Here is a 22,655-nt window from a genome sequence, read left to right as displayed (position 1 = left end):
GCAAAAGCATGAAATGCCAGAGCAAATGTAGTAAAACTACACGGCGCCGGGAGACACCCCGGTAATCCAAGAATTCACGACGTCTGCCCATAAGGCCAGTCGCAAACTCAGGCCCCCGATTCTGGTGGCCTTTCCGCCCTGGAGCAAGCCATGCAAGACCTCGATCCAATCGAAACCCAGGAATGGCTGGATGCCCTGGAGTCGGTCCTCGACAAAGAAGGCGAAGACCGCGCTCATTACCTGATGACCCGCATGGGCGAGCTGGCCACCCGCAGTGGCTCCCAGCTGCCGTACGCCATCACCACGCCATACCGCAACACCATCCCTGTCACCCACGAAGCACGCATGCCTGGCGACCTGTTCATGGAACGCCGCATTCGCTCGATGGTGCGTTGGAACGCGCTGGCCATGGTGATGCGCACCAACCTGAAGGATTCGGACCTGGGCGGCCACATCTCCAGCTTCGCCTCCAGTGCCACCCTGTACGACATCGGTTTCAACTACTTCTTCCAGGCCCCGACCGACGAACACGGCGGCGACCTGGTGTTCTTCCAGGGCCACGCCTCGCCAGGCGTCTACGCCCGTGCCTTCATGGAAGGCCGCATCAACGAAGAGCAGATGAACAACTTCCGTCAGGAAGTGGACGGCAACGGCCTGTCTTCGTACCCGCACCCATGGCTGATGCCTGACTTCTGGCAGTTCCCGACCGTTTCGATGGGTCTGGGCCCGATCCAGGCCATCTACCAGGCACGCTTCATGAAGTACCTGGAAGCGCGCGGCTTCATCCCGGCCGGCAAGCAGAAGGTCTGGTGCTTCATGGGCGACGGCGAGTGCGACGAGCCGGAATCCCTGGGCGCAATCGCCCTGGCCGGCCGCGAGAAGCTGGACAACCTGATCTTCGTCATCAACTGCAACCTGCAGCGCCTCGACGGCCCGGTTCGCGGCAACGGCAAGATCATCCAGGAACTCGAAGGCGTGTTCCGTGGCGGTGGCTGGAACGTCAACAAAGTCGTCTGGGGCCGCTTCTGGGACCCACTGCTGGCCAAGGACACCAACGGTGCCCTGCAGCGCCGCATGGACGAAGTCATCGACGGCGAGTACCAGAACTACAAAGCCAAAGACGGCGCGTACGTGCGTGAGAACTTCTTCAACACCCCAGAGCTCAAGGCCATGGTCGAAGACCTGTCCGACGACGAGATCTGGAAGCTCAACCGTGGCGGCCACGACCCGTACAAGGTCTACGCGGCGTATCACCAGGCTGTTAACCACAAAGAGCAGCCGACCGTCATCCTGGCCAAGACCATCAAGGGTTATGGCACCGGTGCTGGCGAAGCCAAGAACACCGCGCACAACACCAAGAAGGTCGACGTCGACAGCCTGCGTCACTTCCGTGACCGCTTCGACATCCCGGTCAAGGATGCCGACCTCGAGAACCTGCCGTTCTTCAAACCAGAAGAAGGTTCTGCCGAAGCCAAGTATCTGGCCGAGCGCCGTGCAGCCCTGGGCGGTTTCGTGCCACAGCGCCGCGCCAAGAGCTTCAGCGTGCCGACCCCGCCACTGGAGACGCTGAAAGCGATCCTCGACGGCTCGGGCGACCGCGAAATCTCCACCACCATGGCCTTCGTGCGTATCCTGGCGCAGCTGGTCAAGGACAAGGACATCGGCCAGCGCATCGTCCCGATCATCCCGGACGAAGCCCGTACCTTCGGTATGGAAGGCATGTTCCGCCAGCTGGGCATCTACTCGTCGGTCGGCCAGCTCTACGAGCCAGTCGATAAAGACCAGGTGATGTTCTACCGCGAAGACAAGAAGGGCCAGATCCTCGAGGAAGGCATCAACGAAGCCGGCGCCATGTCGTCGTTCATCGCTGCCGGTACCTCGTACAGCTGCCACAACCAGCCGATGCTGCCGTTCTACATCTTCTATTCGATGTTCGGCTTCCAGCGCATTGGCGACCTGGCCTGGGCCGCTGGCGACAGCCGCACCCGTGGCTTCCTGATCGGCGGTACCGCCGGCCGTACCACCCTCAACGGTGAAGGCCTGCAGCACGAAGACGGTCACAGCCACATGATGGCGGGCACCATCCCGAACTGCCGCACCTACGATCCGACCTACGGCTACGAGCTGGCGGTGATCATCCAGGACGGCATGAAGAAGATGACCGAAGAGCAACAGGACATCTTCTACTACATCACCGTGATGAACGAATCCTACCAGCAGCCAGCCATGCCGGCCGGTGTCGAGGACGGCATCATCAAGGGCATGTACCTGCTCGAGGAAGACACCCGCGAAGCCGCGCACCACGTACAGCTGATGGGCTCCGGCACCATCCTGCGCGAAGTCCGCGAAGCGGCGAAGATCCTGCGTGAAGAGTTCAACGTCGGTGCCGACGTGTGGAGCGTCACCAGCTTCAACGAACTGCGTCGCGACGGCCTGGCCGTGGAACGCGCCAACCGCCTGAAGCCTGGCCAGAAGCCACAGCAGACCTACGTCGAGCAGTGCCTGAACGGTCGCAAAGGTCCGGTCATCGCCTCCACCGACTACATGAAGCTGTTCGCCGAGCAGATTCGCCAGTGGGTACCGAGCAAAGAGTTCAAGGTCCTGGGTACCGACGGTTACGGTCGCAGCGACAGCCGCAAGAAGCTGCGTCACTTCTTCGAAGTCGACCGCCACTTCGTGGTGCTGGCTGCCCTGGAAGCCCTGGCTGACCGCGGCGAGATCGAACCCAAGGTTGTGGCTGACGCCATCGTCAAGTTCGGCATCGACCCGGACAAGCGCAACCCACTGGACTGCTGAGGAGTATTTTTAAGTGAGCGAACTCATTCGCGTACCTGACATCGGCAGCGGTGAAGGTGAAATCATCGAGCTGTTCGTCAAGGTCGGTGACCGTATCGAGGCTGACCAGAGCCTGCTGACCCTGGAGTCCGACAAGGCCTCCATGGAGATCCCGGCGCCAAAGGCCGGCGTGATCAAGGAACTGAAGGTCAAGCTGGGCGATCGTCTGAAAGAAGGCGACGAGCTGCTGGTGCTGGAAGCCGAGGGCGCCGCTGCTGCGGCCCCTGAGGCTCCGGCTGCAGCCGCAGCGCCTGCTGCTGCACCGGCTCCGGCCGCTGAAGCCGCCCCTGCTCCTGCTCCGGCCGCAGCCCCGGCTGCCGCCAGCGTGCAGGACATCCACGTGCCGGACATCGGCTCGTCGGGCAAGGCCAAGATCATCGAAGTGCTGGTCAAGGTCGGCGACACCGTCGAAGCCGACCAGTCGCTGATTACCCTGGAGTCCGACAAGGCCTCCATGGAAATCCCGTCGCCGGCTGCCGGCGTGGTCGAAGAAGTACTGTGCAAGCTGGAAGACGAAGTCGGCACTGGCGACCTGATCTTCAAGCTGAAAGTCGCGGGCGCTGCACCGGCTGCCGCTCCGGCACCTGCTGCCGCTGCTGCTCCGGCCAAGGCTGAGGCTGCACCTGCGGCCGCACCTGCCGCTGCCGCCCCGGCTGCTGCCCCTGCTCCGGTCGCTACCGCACCGGCTGCCGGCAGCAATGCCAAGGTTCACGCAGGCCCGGCGGTTCGCCAGCTGGCCCGCGAGTTCGGTGTCGACCTGGGCGCAGTTGCCGCCACTGGCCCGCACGGCCGCATTCTGAAAGAAGACGTGCAGGTTTACGTCAAGGCGATGATGCAGAAGGCGAAGGAAGCACCGGCTGCCGGCGCAACCGGTGGCGCCGGCATCCCGCCGATCCCTGCCGTGGACTTCAGCAAGTTCGGTGAAGTGGAAGAAGTCGCCCTGACCCGCCTGATGCAGGTCGGTGCTGCCAACCTGCACCGCAGCTGGCTGAACGTGCCGCACGTGACCCAGTTCGACTCCGCCGACATCACCGAGCTGGAAGCCTTCCGCGTTGCGCAGAAGGCCGTGGCCGAGAAGGCTGGCGTCAAGCTGACCGTGCTGCCCCTGCTGCTCAAGGCCTGCGCCTTCCTGCTCAAGGAACTGCCGGACTTCAACAGCTCGCTGGCGCCAAGCGGCAAGGCCGTCATCCGCAAGAAGTACGTGCACATCGGCTTCGCCGTGGACACCCCGGACGGCCTGCTGGTCCCTGTGATCAAGAACGTCGACCAGAAGAGCTTGCTGCAACTGGCTGCCGAAGCCGCTGCACTGGCCGAGAAGGCGCGCACCAAGAAGCTGTCGGCCGACGACATGCAAGGTGCCTGCTTCACCATCTCCAGCCTCGGCCACATTGGCGGCACCGGCTTCACGCCGATCGTCAACGCGCCGGAAGTGGCGATCCTGGGCGTCTCCAAGGCGACCATGCAGCCGGTCTGGGATGGCAAGGCCTTCCAGCCGAAGCTGATGCTGCCACTGTCGCTGTCCTACGATCACCGTGTGATCAACGGCGCTGCCGCCGCGCGCTTCACCAAGCGCCTGGGCGACGTGCTGGGCGACATCCGCACCATGCTGCTGTAAGGCGGCACACTGCCCCTCCTTGCGAGGGGCAGCACCCTTTTCGAGCTGCCACGCTCGTACCTCAACCCCGCCAGATGGCGGGGCTTTTTTTGCCTTGAGAATGCTGGGGAGGGCTTTGCCCTCCTTTCGCGACACAAGGCCGCTCCTACAAGGACCGCGATCCCCTGTAGGAGCGGCCTCGCGTCGCGAAAGGGCCGCAAAGCGGCCCCAAAATCTCAAGGCGAATTAAGGATTTCAGCCCAACGGCCGAAAACATGTACATGACAGCCCTCATGGCCGCTTGCCAGCCTCAGGGACATGATGCAACCTTGCCAGATGCGCCGCCGCCCAGGCCGTGTCCCCCTTCAAGCGAGTCTTCGATGAAAAGCCAACCCGATGCCGCCAGCCGTGTGGCGGCCGAGGTCGTCACGCAGCTTCCCGTGCCCTCGCGGCTCGGCATGCTGCGTTTCGAAAGGCTGAACGAAGCCAGCTGGGCGATGCTCTACCTGGACCCGGCCTGCGATCGCCAGTTCGGCCTGCCCGCTTCCGAGCTGTGTGCGCTCATCGATTCGCCCTATGCCAGCCTGATGGAACCCGAGGCACGCTACCGGCTGCACGATGAGATCCAGCTGCAACTGAGCAACCGTGGCTACTACCGCGTGCGCTACACCCTGCATACCCAGGCACGCGCGCTGCGCCTGCTGGAAGCCGGCGAAGCGTTCAAGCAGCACAACCGCCAGCTGCTGCGCGGCTTCCTCACGGTGCTCGACGACGAAGACGACAGCGACGACACCAACGACCTGGAATCGCGCAACAACCGCCTGCAACTGGCCCTGCAGATCAACCAGCGCGCTCAGCAAGAGCAACTTGAGCATCTGGAACGCGTGCGCGCCCAGCAGGACCTGATCCTGCGCCTCGCCCGCCAGCGCTACAGTGCAGAGAACTCGCTGCTCGAAGCCGCCCAGCTGATCACCCGTAGCGCCTGCGAAATCTACAAGGTGGACAGCGCCAGCATCTGGCACCTGGAAGAGCAGCGCCTGGAGCCGATCAGTGCCTGGCTGCGTCACGAACAGGTGCACCGCCTGCCCGAGCCGATCGACGCCAGCCGCTTCCCCGACTACCTGGAAGCCCTGCACGCCAGCCGAGCCATCGACGCGCACAATGCCAACCACGACCCGCGTACCCGTGAGCTGGCCGAAAGCCTGTATGCCGACAACAACGCCATGCTCGACGCCAGCATCCGCGTCGATGGCCAGGTGGTCGGCGTGCTGTGCCTGGAGCAGACCGGCCAGCCGCGCGCCTGGCAATCCGATGAAATCGCCTTTGCCGGTGAGCTGGCCGACCAGTTCGCCCAGGTCATCACCAACCACAACCGGCGCACCGCTGCCAGCGCCCTGCACCTGTTCCAGCGGGCCGTGGAACAGAGCGCCAGCGCGTTCCTGCTGGTCAACCGCGACGGCATCGTGGAGTACGTCAACCCAAGCTTCACGGCCATCACCCAGTACAGCACCGAGGAAGTCCAGGGCCGCCACCTGGCCGAGCTGCCCGCCCTGGAAAACTTAAGCGAGCTGTTGTTCGACTCACCGTCGAGCCTGGCCATGGGCAACAGTTGGCAGGGCGAGTTCAAGAGCCGGCGCAAGAGCCTCGAACCCTACTGGGGCCAGCTGTCGATTTCCAAGGTGTACGGTGACAACCGCGAGCTGACCCACTACATCGGCATCTACGAAGACGTCACCCAGACCAAGCTGGCCCAGCAACGCATCGAGCGCTTGGCCTACACCGACAACCTGACCAACCTCGGCAACCGCCCGGCGTTCATCCGCAAGCTCGACGAGCGCTTCGCCCGTGACAGCGAGAACCCGATCAGCCTGCTGCTGGTGGACATCGACAACTTCAAGCGGATCAACGACAGCCTCGGCCACCAGACCGGCGACAAGCTGCTGATCAGCCTGGCCCGGCGCCTGCGCAACAGCCTCAGCGCCAACGGCGTGCTGGCCCGCTTTGCCAGCAACGAGTTCGCCGTGCTGCTCGACGACACCAGCCTGGAAGACGGCCAGGGTGTTGCCTTGCAGCTGTTGCGCACCCTCGACAAGCCGATGTTCGTCGACAACCAGCTGATCAACGTCACCGCCTCCGTGGGCCTGGCGTGCGCGCCGTTGCACGGCAGCGACCCGACCACCCTGATGAAGAACGCAGGCCTGGCGCTGCACAAGGCCAAGGCCAACGGCAAGCACCAGGTGCAGGTGTTCACCGAAGTGCTGAACGCCGAAGCCAGCTACAAGCTGTTCGTCGAGAACAACCTGCGCCGCGCCCTGACCCAGAACGAGCTGGAGGTGTTCTACCAGCCCAAGCTGTGCCTGCGCAGTGGCCGCCTGCTGGGCCTGGAAGCGCTGCTGCGCTGGAACCACCCCGAGCGCGGCATGATCCGCCCGGACCAGTTCATCAGCGTGGCCGAAGAAACCGGCCTGATCATTCCCATCGGCAAGTGGGTGGTGCGCCAGTCGTGCCGCATGAGCCAGCAGTTGCAGCAAGCCGGCATGGGCTGCCTGCACGTGGCCATCAACCTGTCGCCCAAGCAGTTCTCCGACCCCGACCTGGTGGCCTCGATCGCCTCCATCCTCAAGGAAGAAGGCCTGCCTGCGCACCTGCTGGAGCTGGAGCTGACTGAAGGCCTGCTGCTGGAAGCCTCCGAAGACACCCACCGCCAGCTCGACGAGCTGAAGGCGCTGGGCCTGACCCTGGCCATGGACGACTTCGGCACCGGTTATTCGTCGTTGAGCTACCTGAAGAAGTTTCCGATCGACATCATCAAGATCGACCGCAGCTTCATCAACGAGATCCCCGACAACCAGGACGACATGGAAATCACCTCGGCGGTGGTGGCCATGGCCCACAACCTCAAGCTCAAGGTGGTGGCCGAGGGCATCGAGACGCCCGAGCAGCTGGCGTTCCTGCGTCGGCACCGCTGTGACGTCGGCCAGGGCTACCTGTTCGACCGGCCGATTCCGGGGCGGGAGCTTGAAGAAAAACTCAAGCGCTACCCTCGCGGTCCAATGGCCTGACAGCAGCGCCAAGCTCGGGCACACTAGATCCCATTCGGGCCCTTTCGCGGGCAAGCCCGCTCCTACAGTGACCGCGCAATACCTGTAGGAGCGGGCTTGCCCGCGAAGGCCCCAGCACCCATACAACAGACATACAGAGGAACGGCCATGGTCCTGCGTTCGGAAATCCTGGTGAACAAAAACGTCATGCCCACTGCGGAGCAGGCCTTGCCTGGCCGCGAAACGCCCATGCAGCTGCCCGAATTCCACTACGTGTTCGAGGGCACCCCGCTGCTCGGTCCGTTCTTCGAAGGTGCCATCGACTTCGCGATCTTCGCCCTGGGCTGCTTCTGGGGCGCCGAGCGCCGCTTCTGGCAGCGTGAAGGCGTGGTCAGCACCGTGGTCGGCTACGCCGGCGGCTTCACCCCCAACCCGACCTACGAAGAAGTCTGCTCGGGCCTGACCGGCCACACCGAAGTGGTGCTGGTGGTGTTCGACAAGGACAAGGTCAGCTATCAGGAGCTGCTGACGATGTTCTGGGAACTGCACAACCCCACCCAGGGCATGCGCCAGGGCAACGACGTCGGCACCCAGTACCGTTCGGCCATCTACTGCACCAGCCCGGAACAGCTGGAACAAGCCAAGGCCAGCCGCGACGCCTTCCAGGCCGAGCTGAACAAAGCCGGCTTCGGCGAAATCACCACCGAAATCGACCAGGCACCGACGGTGTACTTCGCCGAGGCCTACCACCAGCAGTACCTGGCCAAGAACCCGAACGGCTACTGCGGCATCGGCGGCACCGGCGTATGCCTGCCACCTAGCCTGCAGGGCAACTGAACCATGAGCACGATGACCCTGTTCCACTCGCCGCTGTCGCCCTTCGTGCGCAAGGTCATGGTGGTGCTGCACGAGACCGGCCAGCTGCAGCGTGTGAGCCTGCAGCCGGTGAACATCAGCCCGGTGAGCGGCGACGAGCAGCTCAACCAGGGCAACCCGATCGGCAAGATCCCGGCCCTGCGCCTGGATGACGGCACCGTGCTGCACGACAGCCGGGTGATCTGCGAGTACCTCGACCTGCAGCACGTCGGCCTGCCACTGCTGCCACGCGAGGGCTCGGCACGCTGGCGGCGCATGACCTTGGCGTCGCAGGCGGATGCGATCATGGATGCGGCGGTGTCGAGCCGCTACGAGAGCTTCCTGCGGCCTGAAGAGAAGCGCTGGGATGGCTGGCTCGAAGCGCAGGGCGAGAAAATTCGCCGCAGCCTGGCGAACCTTGAGCAGGAGCATCTGGCCGAGTTGATCTCGGGCTTCGATCTCGCAGCGATCGGCGTGGCCTGTGCGCTAGGCTATCTGGACTTGCGTCAGCCCGAGTTCGGCTGGCGGGAGCGCCAACCTGGGTTGGCAGCGTGGTACGCCGAGGTGGCCAAGCGGCCGTCGATGGTGGCGACTGCCCCGGTGGCCTGAAGGGCCTGTTCGCTTTTTGTGGGAGCGGCCTTGCGTCGCGAAAGGGCCGCGAAGCGGCCCCGGCAATTTCTGCTGCGAAGCTGAATAGCTGGGGCCGCTTCGCGCCCCTTTCGCGACACAAGGCCGCTCCCACAAAAAAACCAGGCCAGTCTGGTTTCGGGATCAGCAGTCAGGCTTGCCCGCCGTAAACTTCTTGGCCGGGTTAACCGCCGCCTTGAACTCGCGCAGCGCCTTGGAACCAATCAACAGCGGGTAGTTGAAGCTGCTGCGGTCAACCAGGTTGACCTCCACGGTCCGCTTCACATCACCCAGGCACAGCTCAAGGTCCACCACCGGCCGCTTGGAGATCTCCGGCGCATCGCCCTCCTCCTCTTCATCGGCCCTGCCCTTGATCTTGCTGATGCGCGAGACCTTGTGTTCATAGACCTTGCCGTCCGAATCCTTGGTCGCCAGGCGGAAGCGCACCCACTCATCGCCATCGCGGGTGAACAGTTCGATGTCCTTGGCCGACAACGACGCGGTGAAGGCACCGGTGTCCATCTTTGCTTTCAGGGTCTCGCCCAGTTCGGGCAACTGGATGTTCTCGTAGCGGCCATACAGCGTGGGTTCGGCAGCCATGACCGGCAGCGCCAACAGCGATAACAGGGCAAGCAGAGATTTCACAGGCAGGCTTCCTTGAAAAGGGTCAGTGCTTAGACTGCACTGGCAGGATAGGTTCGCTGTCACTAGCCTAACCAACATGTTGTGAAACATTTGTCCCCGTCATCGGGCATTGGACGTTTGGCGTAGGACCCGGCGCTGCTTATCATTGCGCCCTGCTAATTTCCCACAACAAGAGTTTCCTTATGCGTCGCCTGTTTACCGGCATTCTCACAACCACCCTGCTGCTGCTCAACACCGTGGTGATGATTTGCCCGCTGTTGATCTTTGCCCTGCTCAAGCTAGTGCTGCCGGGCCGTGGTCGTGACTACGCCTCTGCGGCGGTGATGTGGGTGGCCGAGGCCTGGTCGGAAATCGACAAGGCCATCTTCGCCCTGTGCATCCCGACCCAATGGGACATTCGCGGCGTCGAGAACCTGCGCAAGGACACCTCGTACCTGGCCGTCAGCAACCACCAGACCTGGGTCGACATCCCGGCGCTGATCGAAAGCCTCAACCGCCGCACGCCGTTCTTCAAGTTCTTCCTCAAGAAAGAGCTGATCTGGGTACCGCTGCTGGGCCTGGCCTGGTGGGGCCTGGACTACCCGTTCATGAAACGCTACAGCAAGGCGTTCCTGGAGAAGCACCCAGAGCTCAAGGGCAAGGATCTCGAGATCACCAAGGCCGCCTGCGAGCTGTTCAAGCGCCAGCCGGTGACCGTGGTCAACTACCTCGAAGGCACCCGTTTCACCGAAGCCAAACACCGCGAGCAGCAATCGCCCTATCGCTACCTGCTCAAGCCCAAGGCCGGCGGCGTGGCGTTCGTGCTGGCGGCACTGGGCGAGCAACTGGACGCATTGCTGGACGTGACCATCGTCTATCCCGGCAACCAGGCGCCAGGGTTCTGGGATTTGCTCAACGGCAGCATTAGTCGGGTGATTATCGACATCAAGGTACGGGAGCTGGACCCGGCGTTGTGGGATGGGGATTACGAGAATGACCCCGCCTTCCGTCAGACCGTGCAGGCCTGGGTGAACCAGCTGTGGCTGGAAAAGGACCAGCGGATCGAGCAGCTGCGCGCTGAAATGAACTGAGTTTAATGCCTGTACTGGCCTCTTCGCGGGTAAACCCGCTCCCACAGGTACTACGTACAGCTCAAGACCTGTGCAATCCCTGTGGGAGCGGGCTTGCCCGCGAAGAGGCCGGCACAGGAATGCGCACAACCCCGATTAAAACCCAAGCTAATAATCAGAATAAGGATTACTTTTTTGTCATCACCCACCTAAGTGGATAAAAATCGACCAAAGCACAACTACAAAAATGCCTGGATCGATCGATGGCCAACCCACCCAGCTCCAACTCCGCCCAACTGCGCCGTGTCCTCGGCCTCCCTGCCCTGGTGTTTTTCGGCCTGGTATACATGGTCCCGCTGACCATCTTCACCACCTATGGCATCGTCACCGAACTCACCGGTGGCCGCACCGCCAGCGCCTACATGGTTACCCTGGTGGCCATGCTGTTCACCGCCGCGTCCTACAGTTTCATGGTCAAGCGCTTCCCGGTCGCCGGGTCCGCGTACTCCTATACCAACATGGCCTTCGGCCCCAATGTCGGCTTCCTCGCTGGCTGGTCGCTGCTGCTCGATTACCTGTTCCTGCCGATGATCAACTACCTGCTGATCGGGTTGTTCCTCAACATCGCCTTCCCGGCCATCCCGGCGTGGTCCATCGCCCTGGCGTCGATCGTGCTGGTGACGCTGCTGAACGTGGTCGGCATTAACTCGGTGGCCAAGACCAGCAACCTGATCGTCGGCGCACAGATCGTATTCATCGTGGTGTTCGTCGCACTGTCGTGCCTATCGCTGGCCGGCCAGCCGCTGGACCTGCTGTCGCCGCTGATGGGCGATGGTTCCAAGCCAGGTTTCGGCGCGATCATGGCTGGCGCGGCGGTGCTGTGCCTGTCGTTTCTCGGTTTCGACGCCGTTTCGACCCTGGCCGAAGAATGCCGCGATGCCCGCCGTGACGTACCGCGGGCGATCATTCTCACGACCCTGTTTGCCGGTGTGCTGTTTACCGTGCTGGCCTATGTCAGCCAGCTGGTCATGCCAGGCACCACCTTCGCCAATGCCGACGCAGCGGCCAACGAGGTGATGTTCAAGGCAGGTGGGCAGTTCCTGGCGAACTTCTTCACTGCCGCGTATGTGGCTGGCAGCCTGGGCTCGGCGCTGGCCTCGCAGGCAGCGGTGTCGCGCATCCTGTTCACCATGGGGCGCGACAACGTGCTGCCGCGGCGCAGTTTCGGTTACCTGTCGCCACGCTTTGGTACGCCGGTATTCGCCATTGCGCTGGTGTCGGCGTTTTCGCTGCTGGCGTTGGTGATCGACCTGGCTACCCTCGCCTCGCTGATCAGCTTCGGTGCGTTGGTAGCGTTCTCGGCGGTGAACCTGGCGGTGGTGAAGACGCACCTGATGGGCGACGGTGCTCAGCGTAACCTCAAGGGGCTGCTGTGCTATGGCCTGGTGCCGCTGGTGGGGTTGGGGCTGACCTTGTGGTTGTGGACCAGCCTGTCGGCGCTGACTTTGGTGATAGGCCTGTGCTGGTTTGCCCTCGGCCTCGCCTATCTGGCAGTGCTGACCGCCGGCTTCCGCCGACCGGTGCGCTTGGTGGACTTCACCGAAGCTGCCTGACCAAACACAGTTCTGCTTTTCTTGTGGGAGCGGCCTTGTGTCGCGAAAGGGCCGCGCAGCGGCCCCGGCAATTTCTGCTGCGAAGCTGAAACCCCGGGGCCGCTTCGCGCCCCTTTCGCGACACAAGGCCGCTCCCACAGGTACAGCGTCAGCCTGCGGAATCTGTGACCCTGACGAACCTCAGACCGACGGCTGAGTCAACGGCGCCGGCGTAGTCCACAAACTCCCCAGATTCTGCAACAACGACCCGGCAATCCCCTGCTGCCCCAGGTACTGCAGGATCAACGGCGCAAACTGCCCGATCATCCCGGTATCCATCCCCAGCGCCTTGAACGCATTGTCCAGGTCGCCACGATTCTCCACGTCATTGCCCAGCGCCTTGCTCAGGGCCGACTGGCTGTCCTTGTTCTCGCCCAGCAACTCTCCCAATCCACTCAGCCCGCCCAGGGCATTGGCGCCTGACAACAGGTCCAAACCCGGGACGGCCTTGGTCAGCTGGCCATAGTCGTCGCTGCTCAGGTTGTTGCGCGCTAGGCCCAGCATGGCACCTGCCCCGCCTACGGCCTGTTCGGGGGTGATGTTCAACTGGCTGCCCAGGGTGTTGAGCAGGTTGGCCTGCGCTTCGGGGGCTTGCACCTGGCCTTGCTGCTGGTTCTGCATGGAGGAGACAGCGTTGGCGGCGTCGCTGAGGTTGAAGGCGAATACCGGGCTTGCAGCCAGGGTCATCAGGGTTGCCAGGGTGAGTGCTTTCATTGGGAGGGACCTCGTAGGCCGGAATGGCCTGGGAAACGAGTTATGAGACTGGTGGTCATTGGAATTGTTCCGAGCCGCCCGTCAACACGGTTTCAACATCAATTACAAAGAATAAACCTCGGCTTTCGCTGGCTGAGCATTGAAGCAGAAGCCATTGACCTATTATTTTTGCCAGTAGACGTTTATACACTCGGCATTAATACTCGATGAGACACGCCGCCCCATCATCTATTGCCATAACCGGAGATAACCCGATGAGTAATCGTGCCGACTCGCTCAACATATTTTACCAAGGTGACAGCGTCACTATTGTCCTGACCGAAGCAACCCATCGCCGAATTTTTCAGTCAGCGGATTTCGCACTTGCAGAACTTCAGGTTGAGCCCTATGCGACATATTTGTTAGGGGAAGATGCTTCGGGCTCTATCTACAGGGTCGTAGGCGACACAAAAACCGAAACGCACACCTACTCTGCGTACGGATTCGATCAGAAACTTCCCTCTGCGCACAGTTTACTCGGGTATAATAGCGAGCCAGCTATCCTTCACTCTGGCAGTTACCTATTGGGATCGTATCGGGCATACTCTTCAGTACTAATGCGTTTCGGTTCGCCTGACGATGCGAGCCCCTTTCGACGTGGCGGCATAAATGCCTACTGTTACGTAGCAGGCGACCCGATAAATTATACTGACCCGACGGGGCACTATTCATTTCAGGGTTTTTTCAAAAGCGCATCAAAAGGTTATAAAAATATATTTGGCAGAAGAGAGTTCAAGAAAACAACCATCCACACCTACTCTCAAAAAGTCCAGACCGCCAACAACATAAACAACGAAATAGCAAATCTCAAAAATCCTTTTATAGCAGAAAATAAACTTAGCAGATCCATTACTAGAGAAAACCAAAACGTACTTAGTCGTACACCTGTAACTTCCGCACCCGCCCCTTTGGCGCCATCAGACCGAAATTACGCTAAAAAGCACCGTATAAAGATAGAAACATTCAATTTTGCTAACTATGAGGCCGCATTAAACAATCAGACTCTATCGACAAAGGCTAATAACATTCTAGCCGCTGCAACAAAAGCTCAGGAAGTCCGGAAAACTGCCTCACCAGCCCCCGTTAAAACTGGGAATCCAATCGATAGTAGAAGGCACTTCTATGAATGGCATCCTAGTTCTAAATTTGACGACCTTCGCAACTGAGAGATGTCAATTGCTCCGCTGTTTCCAGTGAAAGAGGGGCAGATGGCGCTAGTCATGGAATTGCAAGACTCACCGCCTCTCGGCAGGGCGCTAGTACCACAGACTGCCTGACATGCAAAGAGCCTGTCATTCAATGGATCTCGTACTGCCATTCCTAACCCCGTGCAGCAGGACTGAAGTTATCGCCGAGGCATCGCCTGCACTAAGGGTTCGAGCCTCGTGTTGCCCGAGCCGCGATAGGGCTGGGCGTGGCTGTAGAGAAATTTCAGGGAGCTTGAAAGATGACCAGCGACGACACCAAGACCACCGTAGGCAAGCCCTTTTTCTACCAAGGCGAAGGCCACACCCACCCGCTGTTCTGCATTGCCCCAGGCATTCCCTGCCAGAGTGCGCGCGAGCAGGCTTCGGAACTGATGGGGTATGTGCGGGATTTGACCATTGATGGCCTGAAGGAGGACAAGCCGCAGTTGATCTGCGCTTCACATTATCTGAGCGCGCCGGCCAAGGCGCTGATGGATAATACTGAGTTGGGGATGACGGGCTAACCCCTATGTTGGCAGGGCCGGCCTCATCGTCGGCAAGCCGGATCTCGCCGAGTCAGTGGGCACTTCTCACACTGTTATTTCTGCCAGTATCAAAATCCTGGCGGTTGTTCAAAATGGTTTGACTTCCCGTAATAAGTTGAACTGGACATGGCCCCCCACTTGAGCGAAAACCATCCAGAAAGGCATAGCTATTCAGCCTACGGATACAATCCGAAATTGCCATCAGAAAAGACACTTTCTGGTTTCAACGGCGAACACTGGCAACCGGTCACCGCTAGCTACCATCTCGGCAGCGGATATCGGGCCTACAGCCCTGCATTGATACGATTTTGCTCACCTGACAGCTGGAGCCCTTTCGGACAGGGCGGGATTAATGCCTATACGTACTGCAGCGGCGACCCTGTGAATCGGAGTGATCCGAGCGGCCACATGATAAAGGCCGTGACCGTTCGTAATCAGCGATTCAAAATCACCAATAACTCCGCGGTTGCGATAGACCCCAAGCCGGTCATAAGGCACGGAATGGTCAATGGTTCTTCAGGAGCAGGGGCTGTCATCTCAACACGCCCGACCCTCGGAAAAAGTGTAGGCCAATTGGTCAGCCAGTTCGAACAGTCAGCGGATAAGGGCGGACTGCTTACGGCGGACAGAACGCAGCGGGCACCGATATCCAGAGCACAATCGGCACCGCCTCAGCTTGCATCACAGCCCACGAGAGCACCGATTACGCCCGTACAGTCTTCAGGCGAGAGTACCCCAACCTCACGCTCTCCATCGCCAGAGCCCTTAGCCACTGAGCCCTATCACGTCAGAACTGGACTTAGAAGAAGACAACTAGGTTTATCCAATATACCAATTGATAATAGGGATCATTATGAGTTTTATCCAAAGGCACCAAAGCCCAACCCACGGTGATTAAATCAGTCGATGGGTAAAGAAGACTCTCGTCCTGGTTTTTTTCTCGCCAGTCAAGCCGTACCACGTAGTGGGTTGCCAGGCTGACCACTGTGCGCTGTAAGCTCCACAGATCCGCAGAACTGTTATTTCTGCCAGTATCAAAATTCCAAGGGCTGTTGAGAATAGGACTTAGGCAGACCCCATTCATCCAGCACAGCAGGGACCTCAATCATGAGCAGGACACCGACCCGTTCACTTTTCTTTTACCAGGGCAACAAACTCATCACCGTGATGGGCGATGAGATTCGTGCAATTCTGCGCCATGCAGATATGCCACTGGCTGAGCTGAGCATAGGCGGTAGGCCGGGTGGCGGTTTGTTGGCCACTGATGACAAGGGATCGGTGCTTGTCGTTCAAAGCACTGGCGAAGAGCCTTGAATCAAACAACTAACAATAGCCCCTCAATAGAGGGGCTATTGTTACATCACACGATTACGCCGCGCCCCACATCTTGTGCGGGTCAATCACGAATTTCTTCGGCACACCCGCATCGAACTCGCCATACCCTTCCGGTGCCTGATCCAGGTTGATCACCTGCACACCTACCACTTCAGCAATGTTGATGCGGTCCCACATGATCGCCTGCATCAGCTGGCGGTTGTACTTCATGGTCGGGGTCTGACCGGTGTGGAAGCTGTGCGACTTGGCCCAGCCCAGGCCGAAGCGGATGCTCAACGCACCGATCTTGGCGGCGGCGTCGACCGCACCCGGGTCTTCGGTCACGTACAGGCCCGGAATACCGATGTTGCCGGCCACACGGGTGACCTGCATCAGCGAGTTCAGCACGGTGGCCGGAGCTTCATGCTTGGCACCTTCGTGGCCATGGCCACGGGCCTCGAAGCCGACGGCATCGACGGCGCAGTCCACTTCCGGCTCGCCGAGGATATCGACGATCTGCTCGTGCAGCGGGGTGTCCTTGGACAGGTCGACCACTTCGAAGCCCTGGGACTTGGCGTGGGCCAGGCGAGCAGGGTTCAGGTCACCAACGATCACGCAGGCGGCACCGAGTAGGCGCGCCGAGGCAGCGGCGGCCAGGCCGACAGGGCCGGCACCGGCGACGTAGACGGTACTGCCTGGGCCTACGCCGGCAGTGACGGCGCCGTGGTAGCCGGTCGGCAGGATGTCGGAAAGGCAGGTCAGGTCGCGGATCTTCTCCATGGCCTTGTCGCGATCCGGCAGTTTCAGCAGGTTGAAGTCGGCGTACGGCACCAGCACGTACTCGGCCTGGCCGCCGGTCCAGTCACCCATGTCGACGTAGCCGTAGGCACCGCCAGCGCGGGCCGGGTTGACGGTGAGGCAGACACCGGTGTGCATCTCTTTGCACGAGCGGCAGCGGCCGCACGCGACGTTGAACGGGACCGACACCAGATCGCCGATCTTCAGGCGCTCTACATCACGCCCCAGCTCGACGATTTCACCGGTGATTTCATGGCCCAGGACCAGGCCGACCTGGGCAGTGGTGCGGCCGCGGACCATGTGCTGGTCGGAGCCGCAGATGTTGGTGGAAACCACCTTGAGGATCACGCCGTGCTCGATCTTCTTGCCGCGTGGGTCTTGCATTTTCGGGTAGTCGATCTTCTGCACCTCGACCTTGCCCGCGCCGAGATACACCACTCCACGATTGCCAGACATGCTCTTACCTCGCTTGATTTTTATGTTTGCAGCGGTGGTGGAACGCGCCGCCATCCATGGGCGGCATGTGTTACTGGAATGCTGGAATTGTGGGCCTGATACGGCGGTCTGCACTGACTGGAAACGACAGGGAGATGCCTTTTAGCGGCAGGAGAAAAGCTGGGGCCGCTGTGCGGCCCTTTCGCGACACAAGGCCGCTCCTACAGGCGAATGCGATACCTGTAGGAGCGGCCTTGTGTCGCGAAAGGGCTGCAAAGCAGCCCCAAAAATGTTCAGAGAACGACAGTCCGGTTGGCGTTGAGGAACACCCGCCGTTCAATGTGGTAACCCACCGCCCGCGCCAGGGTCAGGCACTCGATGTCACGCCCCTTGGCAATCAAATCTTCCGGGTAATGGCTGTGATCCACCACCTCGACGCCCTGGGCAATGATCGGCCCTTCATCGAGGTCGTTGTTGATGTAGTGCGCCGTGGCACCGACCATCTTCACGCCTTTGTTGTATGCCTGGTGATAAGGCTTGGCACCCTTGAACCCCGGCAACAGCGAGTGGTGAATGTTGATCGCCCAGCCATCCAGGCGCCGGCACAGCTCCGGCGACAGCACCTGCATGTAGCGCGCAAGAATCACCAGCTCGGCACCGGTTTCCTCGATCACCTGCAGCACCTTGCGCTCTTGCCCGGGCTTGTCGTTGGGGTCGAGTGCAAAGTGGTAGTAAGGAATCTTGTGCCAGTGCGCCAGCGGCTCGAGGTCCGGGTGGTTGGACACCACCGCGACCACGTCCATGCCCAGCTGGCCGATGCGCTGGCGGTACAGCAGGTCGTTCAGGCAATGGTCGGCCTTGGACACCATGATCACCACCTTGGGGCGGTGATTGGGCGCGGTCAGTTCGAAGGCCATGCCGAACGCTTCACCGCGCTCGGCGAGGCCGGCCCTGAAGCCGACCTCGTAGAAATCATCCGGCTGGCGGAATTCGACGCGAATGAAAAAGCGCCCCGACTGCCGGTCATCGAAGGAGTGGTGCTCCGTCACGTAGCAGCGCTGCTCGAAGAGGAAACGCGTCACCACGTCGACGGTGCCGAGCATGCTCGGGCAGTCGGCGGTGAGAATCCAGGTATCCGGTGCCCGACTCATGTTCTGCTCCCCCTTATGCCTCGATGCTCAGGCCGTACTCGGCCGAAGCGTCCTGCAGCCACAGCCACCAGTAGTCGGAGAAGCTGCGGCGGATTACCAGCTCCCAGGTGTCTTCGGCGGTGCGGCGGATCACCAGTTGCGACTTGGCGAACACGGTGCCGACAGCCTTGCCCACCGGGAAGTTGTTTGGGTGAACATCATAGCTGGTGGATTTCATCAGCACTTCACGCACGTTCGGGCCGCGCAGTTCCAGCAGGCTCTGCCCGCCGCTGACGTTGACCACCTGAATGTGCTGGCCTTCGAGGGCCGCACGCAGCTTTTGCTCCACCTCCAGTTCCTGGCCGCCCGGGACGATCAGCAACCACTCGTCGGGACCGACCCATTGCAGCGAGGTATCACCACGGGCAACAACGGTCAGGGCCACGGGCAGTTCCAGGCCCAGGGCCTTGTGCACGCCTGCAGCGAACTCGGGGTTGTGGCCATCACCACGCAGGGTCAGGTGACCGAGGAATTTCTTCTCGCGCAGGGTGACGCCTGCGTTCTTGCGGCCTTTGCCAACCAGGCTGGCCAGGTCGGCATGGTGCAGTGGCGACTGGGCCTTGGCCTCGGCGCCGGGGTTTTGCTGGAAGACGTTGATAGCGCTCATTTCTTACCTGCCTTGAATTCTGTAGGTCGCATGCGGTGCTGCGGCTGGTGGTACACCCTGTGGGAGCGGGTTTACCCGCGAATGCGATGGTGGATTCACCGCCCTCTTCGCGGGTAAACCCGCTCCCACAGGAACCTCATTACCAGCCCGGCACCGTGTGCCATCCGGGGGCCTTAGAGGTTCTGCCGCTCACCCTTCGGATCGAAGAACACCGAAGACACGATTTCCGCTTCGATCACGCTGCCGTCAGCCTGTGGCGAGTAGACACGCTCACCCATGCGCTTGAGGCCGCCCTTGACCACACCCATGGCGAACGAATAGCCCAGGGAGTTGTGCGCGTAGCTGGAGGTGACGTGGCCAACCATGTCCATCGGGATCGGCTGCTTCGGGTCGAACACCAGTTGGGCGCCTTCCGGCAGCCACTTGGTCGGGTCGACCGGCTTCAGGCCCACCAGCTGCTTGCGGTTCTCGCGCACGCAGTCTTCGCGGTTCATGCCACGCAGGCCGATCCACGAATACGGCTTGTTGCGGCCCACGCACCAGCTCATGTTGAGGTCGTCCGGGTTCATCGAGCCGTCAGTGTCCTGACCGACGATGATGAAGCCCTTCTCGGCACGCAGTACGTGCATGGTCTCGGTGCCGTACGGAGTCAGGTTGTACTTCTTGCCTGCCTCGATGATCTGTTCCAGCACGCCCATGGCGTAGTTGGCTTGCACGTTGACTTCGTACGACAGCTCACCGGTGAACGAGATACGGAACACACGGGCCGGCACGCCGCCCACGTTGCCTTCCTTCCAGGTCATGAACGGGAAGGCTTCCTTGTCCATGTCGATGTCGGTCAGCTCGCTGAGCAGCTTGCGGCTGTTGGGGCCGGACAGGGTCATGGTGGCCCAGTGGTCGGTGACCGAGGTGAAGTACACCTTCAGCTCTGGCCATTCGGTCTGCAGGTACAGCTCCATCCATTGCAGTACGCGGGCCGCGCCGCCGGTGGTGGTGGTCATGATGAAGTGGTTGTCGCCGACGCAGGCGGTCACGCCGTCGTCGAAGACCATCCCGTCTTCCTTGCACATCAGGCCGTAGCGGGCCTTGCCCACATCGAGCTTGGTCCAGGCGTTGGTGTAGATGCGGTTGAGGAACTCGCGGGCATCCGGGCCCTGGATGTCGATCTTGCCCAGGGTCGAAGCGTCCAGCAGGCCCACGCTGTCGCGCACAGCCTTGCACTCGCGGGCAACGGCGGTGTTGATGTCTTCACCGGCTTTCGGGAAGTACCACGGGCGTTTCCACTGGCCAACGTCTTCGAACTCGGCGCCGTTCTTCACGTGCCAGGCATGCAGGGCAGTGAAGCGCACAGGTTCGAACAGGTGACCACAGTGACGACCGGCTACTGCACCGAACGTTACCGGCGTGTAGTTCGGGCGGAACATGGTGGTGCCCATTTCCGGGATGGTGATGCCGATCGAACGGGCGGCGATGGCCAGGCCGTTGATGTTGCCCAGCTTGCCCTGGTCGGTACCGAAGCCCAGTGCGGTGTAGCGTTTTACGTGCTCGACCGACTCGAAGCCCTCACGGGTAGCCAGTTCGATACCGGCAGCGGTCACGTCGTTCTGCTGGTCGACGAACTGCTTGGGCCCCTTGGTGCCCTTGTCGTGCGGCACCTGGAACAGCGCCACGGTGGCCTCTTCCTTGCGTGCAACGGTTTTTGGCAGGGTGCCAACGGTCGCCTTGAAACCTGCTTCGGTGGCCGCGCGGGCGCCGCCTTCGAAGCCATCGGCAATCACATCGCCCAGGGCGTAGACGCCGTTGATGCCGCCCACGCATTCGCGCTTCTGTGGGGCGTCGCCCGGCACGAAGCCGAGGATATCGTCACGCCACACCGGGCGACCGCCCAGGTGCGAGGCCAGGTGAACGATCGGGCTATAGCCGCCCGAAGTGGCGATCAGGTCGCACTCGAGGGTTTCGCCAGGGCTGGTGACCTTGTGCGCCTGCACATCGATGGCCGCCACGCGGGCGCCGGTAACGTGCTTGCTGCCCTTGGCCTCGATCACGGCGCTGGAGGTGAGGATGCGGATACCCTTGGCACGCGCTTCTTCAACCAGCGAGCCACGCGGGTTGTGGCGAGCGTCGGCGATGGCGACCACTTGCAGGCCAGCATCGTGCCAGTCCAGCGCGGCGCGGTAGGCGTGGTCGTTGTTGGTCGACAGCACCAGCTTGCGGCCCGGGGCCACGCCGTAACGGCGTACATAGGTGGAAACTGCGCCAGCCAGCATGTTGCCCGGCACGTCGTTGTTGCCGTACACCAGCGGACGCTCGTGAGCGCCAGCCGCCAGGACAACGCGCTTGGCGCGCACGCGGTGCACGCGGTGGCGAACCTGGCCGATCGGGGCGCGGTCGCCGAGGTGGTCGGTGAGGCGCTCGTGGATGGTCAGGAAGTTATGGTCGTGGTAGCCGTTGACCGTGGCACGTGGCAGCAGGGTCACTTCCGGCAGGCTTTGCAGCTCCTGGACCACAGCGTTGACCCAGTCGGCGGCAGGTTTGCCGTCGAGGGTTTCGCGGCTGTCAAGCAGGCTGCCGCCGAACTCTTCCTGCTCATCAGCCAGGATCACCCGGGCACCGCTGCGGGCAGCGGCCAGCGCGGCGGCCAGGCCGGCAGGGCCGGCGCCGACGATCAGCACGTCGCAGTGCTGGTTCATGTAGTCGTAGCTGTCCGGGTCGTTCTGCAACGGCGCGCGGCCAAGGCCGGCTGCCTTGCGGATGTACTTCTCGTAAGTCATCCAGAACGATTTCGGGTACATGAAGGTTTTGTAGTAGAAGCCCGGCGGCATCATGCTGCCGCCCACTTTGCCAAGGATGCCCATGACGTCATTGTTGACGTTCGGCCAGCCGTTGGTGCTGGTGGCTACAAGACCTGCGTAAAGCGCCTGCTGGGTGGCCCGCACGTTGGGGATCTGGGTGGCTTCGCTGGAGCCGATCTGCAGGATGGCGTTCGGCTCTTCGGTGCCGGCGGCGATGATGCCGCGTGGGCGCGAGTACTTGAAGCTGCGGCCAACGATGTCGACGCCGTTGGCCAGCAGTGCGGCGGCCAGGCTGTCACCGGCATAACCCTGGTAGGTCTTGCCGTTGAAGGTGAAGTTCAGGACCTTGCTGCGGTCGATACGGCCGCCGCTGGCGAGGCGATAGGTCTGGCTCATACTTTTTCCCCTTGGCCTTTGACGGCGGACGGTGCGATCGCAGCTTTGCCATCAGCAGTCACTTGCGGCTTCTGGCCAATCTTGTAGGTTTCCAGAATCTCGTACGTCACGGTGTTGCGGGTGACGTTGAAGTACTGGCGGCAGCCGGCAACGTGGTCCCACAGTTCGTGGTGAATACCGCGTGGGTTGTCACGGTAGAACATGTAGGTACCCCACTCCTCGTCGGAGCAGGCGGCAGGGTCCAGCGGGCGGGCAATGTGCGCCTGCCCAGAGGCGTGGAACTCTTCTTCGGAGCGCAGCTCGCCACAATGGGGACAGAAAATATGCAACATGACGGTGG

General features: G+C 61.5%; 18 protein-coding genes. 11 read left to right on the top strand and 7 right to left on the bottom strand.

The window, feature by feature from the left end:
- Nucleotides 1–150: 150 nt before the first annotated feature.
- From aceE to ACIPW4_RS02440, 5 genes are all read left to right on the top strand, one after another.
- Nucleotides 151–2,796, top strand: coding sequence for a pyruvate dehydrogenase (acetyl-transferring), homodimeric type (gene aceE, locus ACIPW4_RS02460; RefSeq protein ID WP_400654445.1), 2,646 nt, complete (start codon nt 151–153; stop codon nt 2,794–2,796).
- A gap of 13 nt (nt 2,797–2,809) precedes the next feature.
- The gene (gene aceF / locus ACIPW4_RS02455) at nt 2,810–4,450 is read left to right on the top strand and encodes a dihydrolipoyllysine-residue acetyltransferase (protein WP_400654443.1); all 1,641 of its coding nucleotides are present in this window, start codon (nt 2,810–2,812) and stop codon (nt 4,448–4,450) included.
- Nucleotides 4,451–4,809: 359 nt separating this feature from the next.
- Entirely contained in the window at nt 4,810–7,491 is a 2,682-nt protein-coding gene (locus ACIPW4_RS02450) for a putative bifunctional diguanylate cyclase/phosphodiesterase (protein WP_400654441.1), read from the top strand.
- A 147-nt stretch (nt 7,492–7,638) separates the two neighbouring features.
- On the top strand, nt 7,639–8,307 hold the full coding sequence (msrA, locus tag ACIPW4_RS02445) for a peptide-methionine (S)-S-oxide reductase MsrA (protein ID WP_400654440.1): 669 nt from the start codon (nt 7,639–7,641) through the stop codon (nt 8,305–8,307).
- A gap of 3 nt (nt 8,308–8,310) precedes the next feature.
- Entirely contained in the window at nt 8,311–8,934 is a 624-nt protein-coding gene (locus ACIPW4_RS02440; RefSeq protein ID WP_400654438.1) for a glutathione S-transferase, read from the top strand.
- A 162-nt stretch (nt 8,935–9,096) separates the two neighbouring features.
- On the opposite strand, the gene ACIPW4_RS02435 is transcribed toward ACIPW4_RS02440, so the two are convergent.
- Nucleotides 9,097–9,597 (bottom strand): ATP-dependent zinc protease, encoded by a 501-nt coding sequence (locus tag ACIPW4_RS02435; RefSeq protein ID WP_400654437.1) that lies wholly within the window; start codon nt 9,595–9,597, stop codon nt 9,097–9,099.
- 182 nt (nt 9,598–9,779) lie between these two features.
- Between ACIPW4_RS02435 and ACIPW4_RS02430 the strand changes: the two genes are divergently transcribed.
- Together ACIPW4_RS02430 and ACIPW4_RS02425 are read left to right on the top strand one after the other, a co-directional pair.
- Nucleotides 9,780–10,667 carry an acyltransferase gene (locus ACIPW4_RS02430; protein WP_400654435.1) on the top strand — a complete coding sequence of 296 codons (888 nt, stop codon included), beginning with the start codon at nt 9,780–9,782 and terminating at the stop codon, nt 10,665–10,667.
- Nucleotides 10,668–10,909: 242 nt separating this feature from the next.
- A complete protein-coding gene (locus ACIPW4_RS02425) occupies nt 10,910–12,259 on the top strand; it encodes an APC family permease (protein WP_400654433.1) in 1,350 nt (449 codons plus the stop codon).
- 180 nt (nt 12,260–12,439) lie between these two features.
- On the opposite strand, the gene ACIPW4_RS02420 is transcribed toward ACIPW4_RS02425, so the two are convergent.
- Entirely contained in the window at nt 12,440–13,012 is a 573-nt protein-coding gene (locus tag ACIPW4_RS02420; protein WP_400654432.1) for a DUF2780 domain-containing protein, read from the bottom strand.
- Nucleotides 13,013–13,266: 254 nt separating this feature from the next.
- Here ACIPW4_RS02420 and ACIPW4_RS02415 point away from each other — a divergent pair, with 254 nt between their 5' ends.
- The 4 genes from ACIPW4_RS02415 (at nt 13,267) to ACIPW4_RS02400 (ending at nt 16,097) form a co-directional block, all read left to right on the top strand.
- The gene (locus ACIPW4_RS02415) at nt 13,267–14,217 is read left to right on the top strand and encodes an RHS repeat-associated core domain-containing protein (RefSeq protein ID WP_400654430.1); all 951 of its coding nucleotides are present in this window, start codon (nt 13,267–13,269) and stop codon (nt 14,215–14,217) included.
- 281 nt (nt 14,218–14,498) lie between these two features.
- A complete protein-coding gene (locus ACIPW4_RS02410; protein WP_400654429.1) occupies nt 14,499–14,762 on the top strand; it encodes a DUF3077 domain-containing protein in 264 nt (87 codons plus the stop codon).
- A 147-nt stretch (nt 14,763–14,909) separates the two neighbouring features.
- The gene (locus tag ACIPW4_RS02405) at nt 14,910–15,677 is read left to right on the top strand and encodes an RHS repeat-associated core domain-containing protein (RefSeq protein WP_400654427.1); all 768 of its coding nucleotides are present in this window, start codon (nt 14,910–14,912) and stop codon (nt 15,675–15,677) included.
- Nucleotides 15,678–15,890: 213 nt separating this feature from the next.
- Nucleotides 15,891–16,097, top strand: a complete 207-nt coding sequence (locus ACIPW4_RS02400; protein WP_400654426.1) for a hypothetical protein — start codon at nt 15,891–15,893, stop codon at nt 16,095–16,097.
- 54 nt (nt 16,098–16,151) lie between these two features.
- Here the strand turns inward: ACIPW4_RS02400 and fdhA are convergent, their stop codons facing one another.
- From fdhA to ACIPW4_RS02375, 5 genes are all read right to left on the bottom strand, one after another.
- Nucleotides 16,152–17,351, bottom strand: a complete 1,200-nt coding sequence (gene fdhA / locus ACIPW4_RS02395) for a formaldehyde dehydrogenase, glutathione-independent (protein ID WP_027917538.1) — start codon at nt 17,349–17,351, stop codon at nt 16,152–16,154.
- Between the two features lie 272 nt (nt 17,352–17,623).
- Nucleotides 17,624–18,481 carry a formyltetrahydrofolate deformylase gene (gene purU / locus ACIPW4_RS02390; RefSeq protein WP_400654424.1) on the bottom strand — a complete coding sequence of 286 codons (858 nt, stop codon included), beginning with the start codon at nt 18,479–18,481 and terminating at the stop codon, nt 17,624–17,626.
- A 13-nt stretch (nt 18,482–18,494) separates the two neighbouring features.
- Complete coding sequence (locus ACIPW4_RS02385; RefSeq protein WP_400654422.1) at nt 18,495–19,127, bottom strand: sarcosine oxidase subunit gamma; 633 nt, start codon at nt 19,125–19,127, stop codon at nt 18,495–18,497.
- A 173-nt stretch (nt 19,128–19,300) separates the two neighbouring features.
- Nucleotides 19,301–22,315 (bottom strand): sarcosine oxidase subunit alpha, encoded by a 3,015-nt coding sequence (locus ACIPW4_RS02380; protein ID WP_400654421.1) that lies wholly within the window; start codon nt 22,313–22,315, stop codon nt 19,301–19,303.
- A complete protein-coding gene (locus ACIPW4_RS02375; RefSeq protein ID WP_400654420.1) occupies nt 22,312–22,647 on the bottom strand; it encodes a sarcosine oxidase subunit delta in 336 nt (111 codons plus the stop codon). The genes ACIPW4_RS02380 and ACIPW4_RS02375 overlap by 4 nt, the downstream gene beginning before the upstream one ends.
- Nucleotides 22,648–22,655 lie beyond the last annotated feature (8 nt).

Source organism: Pseudomonas sp. NPDC089996 (assembly GCF_044748405.1).
Classification (GTDB): domain Bacteria; phylum Pseudomonadota; class Gammaproteobacteria; order Pseudomonadales; family Pseudomonadaceae; genus Aquipseudomonas.
This window is presented reverse-complemented; position numbering and strand designations above follow the sequence as displayed.

Excerpts from the sequence above, each read along its gene's own strand:
- aceE (WP_400654445.1), top strand. The coding sequence starts at position 151 with ATGCAAGACCTCGATCCAATCGAAACCCAGGAATGGCTGGATGCCCTG.
- ACIPW4_RS02450 (WP_400654441.1), top strand. The coding sequence starts at position 4,810 with ATGAAAAGCCAACCCGATGCCGCCAGCCGTGTGGCGGCCGAGGTCGTC.
- msrA (WP_400654440.1), top strand. The coding sequence starts at position 7,639 with ATGGTCCTGCGTTCGGAAATCCTGGTGAACAAAAACGTCATGCCCACT.
- ACIPW4_RS02440 (WP_400654438.1), top strand. The coding sequence starts at position 8,311 with ATGAGCACGATGACCCTGTTCCACTCGCCGCTGTCGCCCTTCGTGCGC.
- ACIPW4_RS02430 (WP_400654435.1), top strand. The coding sequence starts at position 9,780 with ATGCGTCGCCTGTTTACCGGCATTCTCACAACCACCCTGCTGCTGCTC.
- ACIPW4_RS02425 (WP_400654433.1), top strand. The coding sequence starts at position 10,910 with ATGGCCAACCCACCCAGCTCCAACTCCGCCCAACTGCGCCGTGTCCTC.
- ACIPW4_RS02420 (WP_400654432.1), bottom strand. The coding sequence starts at position 13,012 with ATGAAAGCACTCACCCTGGCAACCCTGATGACCCTGGCTGCAAGCCCG.
- ACIPW4_RS02415 (WP_400654430.1), top strand. The coding sequence starts at position 13,267 with ATGAGTAATCGTGCCGACTCGCTCAACATATTTTACCAAGGTGACAGC.
- ACIPW4_RS02410 (WP_400654429.1), top strand. The coding sequence starts at position 14,499 with ATGACCAGCGACGACACCAAGACCACCGTAGGCAAGCCCTTTTTCTAC.
- ACIPW4_RS02405 (WP_400654427.1), top strand. The coding sequence starts at position 14,910 with ATGGCCCCCCACTTGAGCGAAAACCATCCAGAAAGGCATAGCTATTCA.
- ACIPW4_RS02400 (WP_400654426.1), top strand. The coding sequence starts at position 15,891 with ATGAGCAGGACACCGACCCGTTCACTTTTCTTTTACCAGGGCAACAAA.
- fdhA (WP_027917538.1), bottom strand. The coding sequence starts at position 17,351 with ATGTCTGGCAATCGTGGAGTGGTGTATCTCGGCGCGGGCAAGGTCGAG.
- purU (WP_400654424.1), bottom strand. The coding sequence starts at position 18,481 with ATGAGTCGGGCACCGGATACCTGGATTCTCACCGCCGACTGCCCGAGC.
- ACIPW4_RS02385 (WP_400654422.1), bottom strand. The coding sequence starts at position 19,127 with ATGAGCGCTATCAACGTCTTCCAGCAAAACCCCGGCGCCGAGGCCAAG.
- ACIPW4_RS02380 (WP_400654421.1), bottom strand. The coding sequence starts at position 22,315 with ATGAGCCAGACCTATCGCCTCGCCAGCGGCGGCCGTATCGACCGCAGC.
- ACIPW4_RS02375 (WP_400654420.1), bottom strand. The coding sequence starts at position 22,647 with ATGTTGCATATTTTCTGTCCCCATTGTGGCGAGCTGCGCTCCGAAGAA.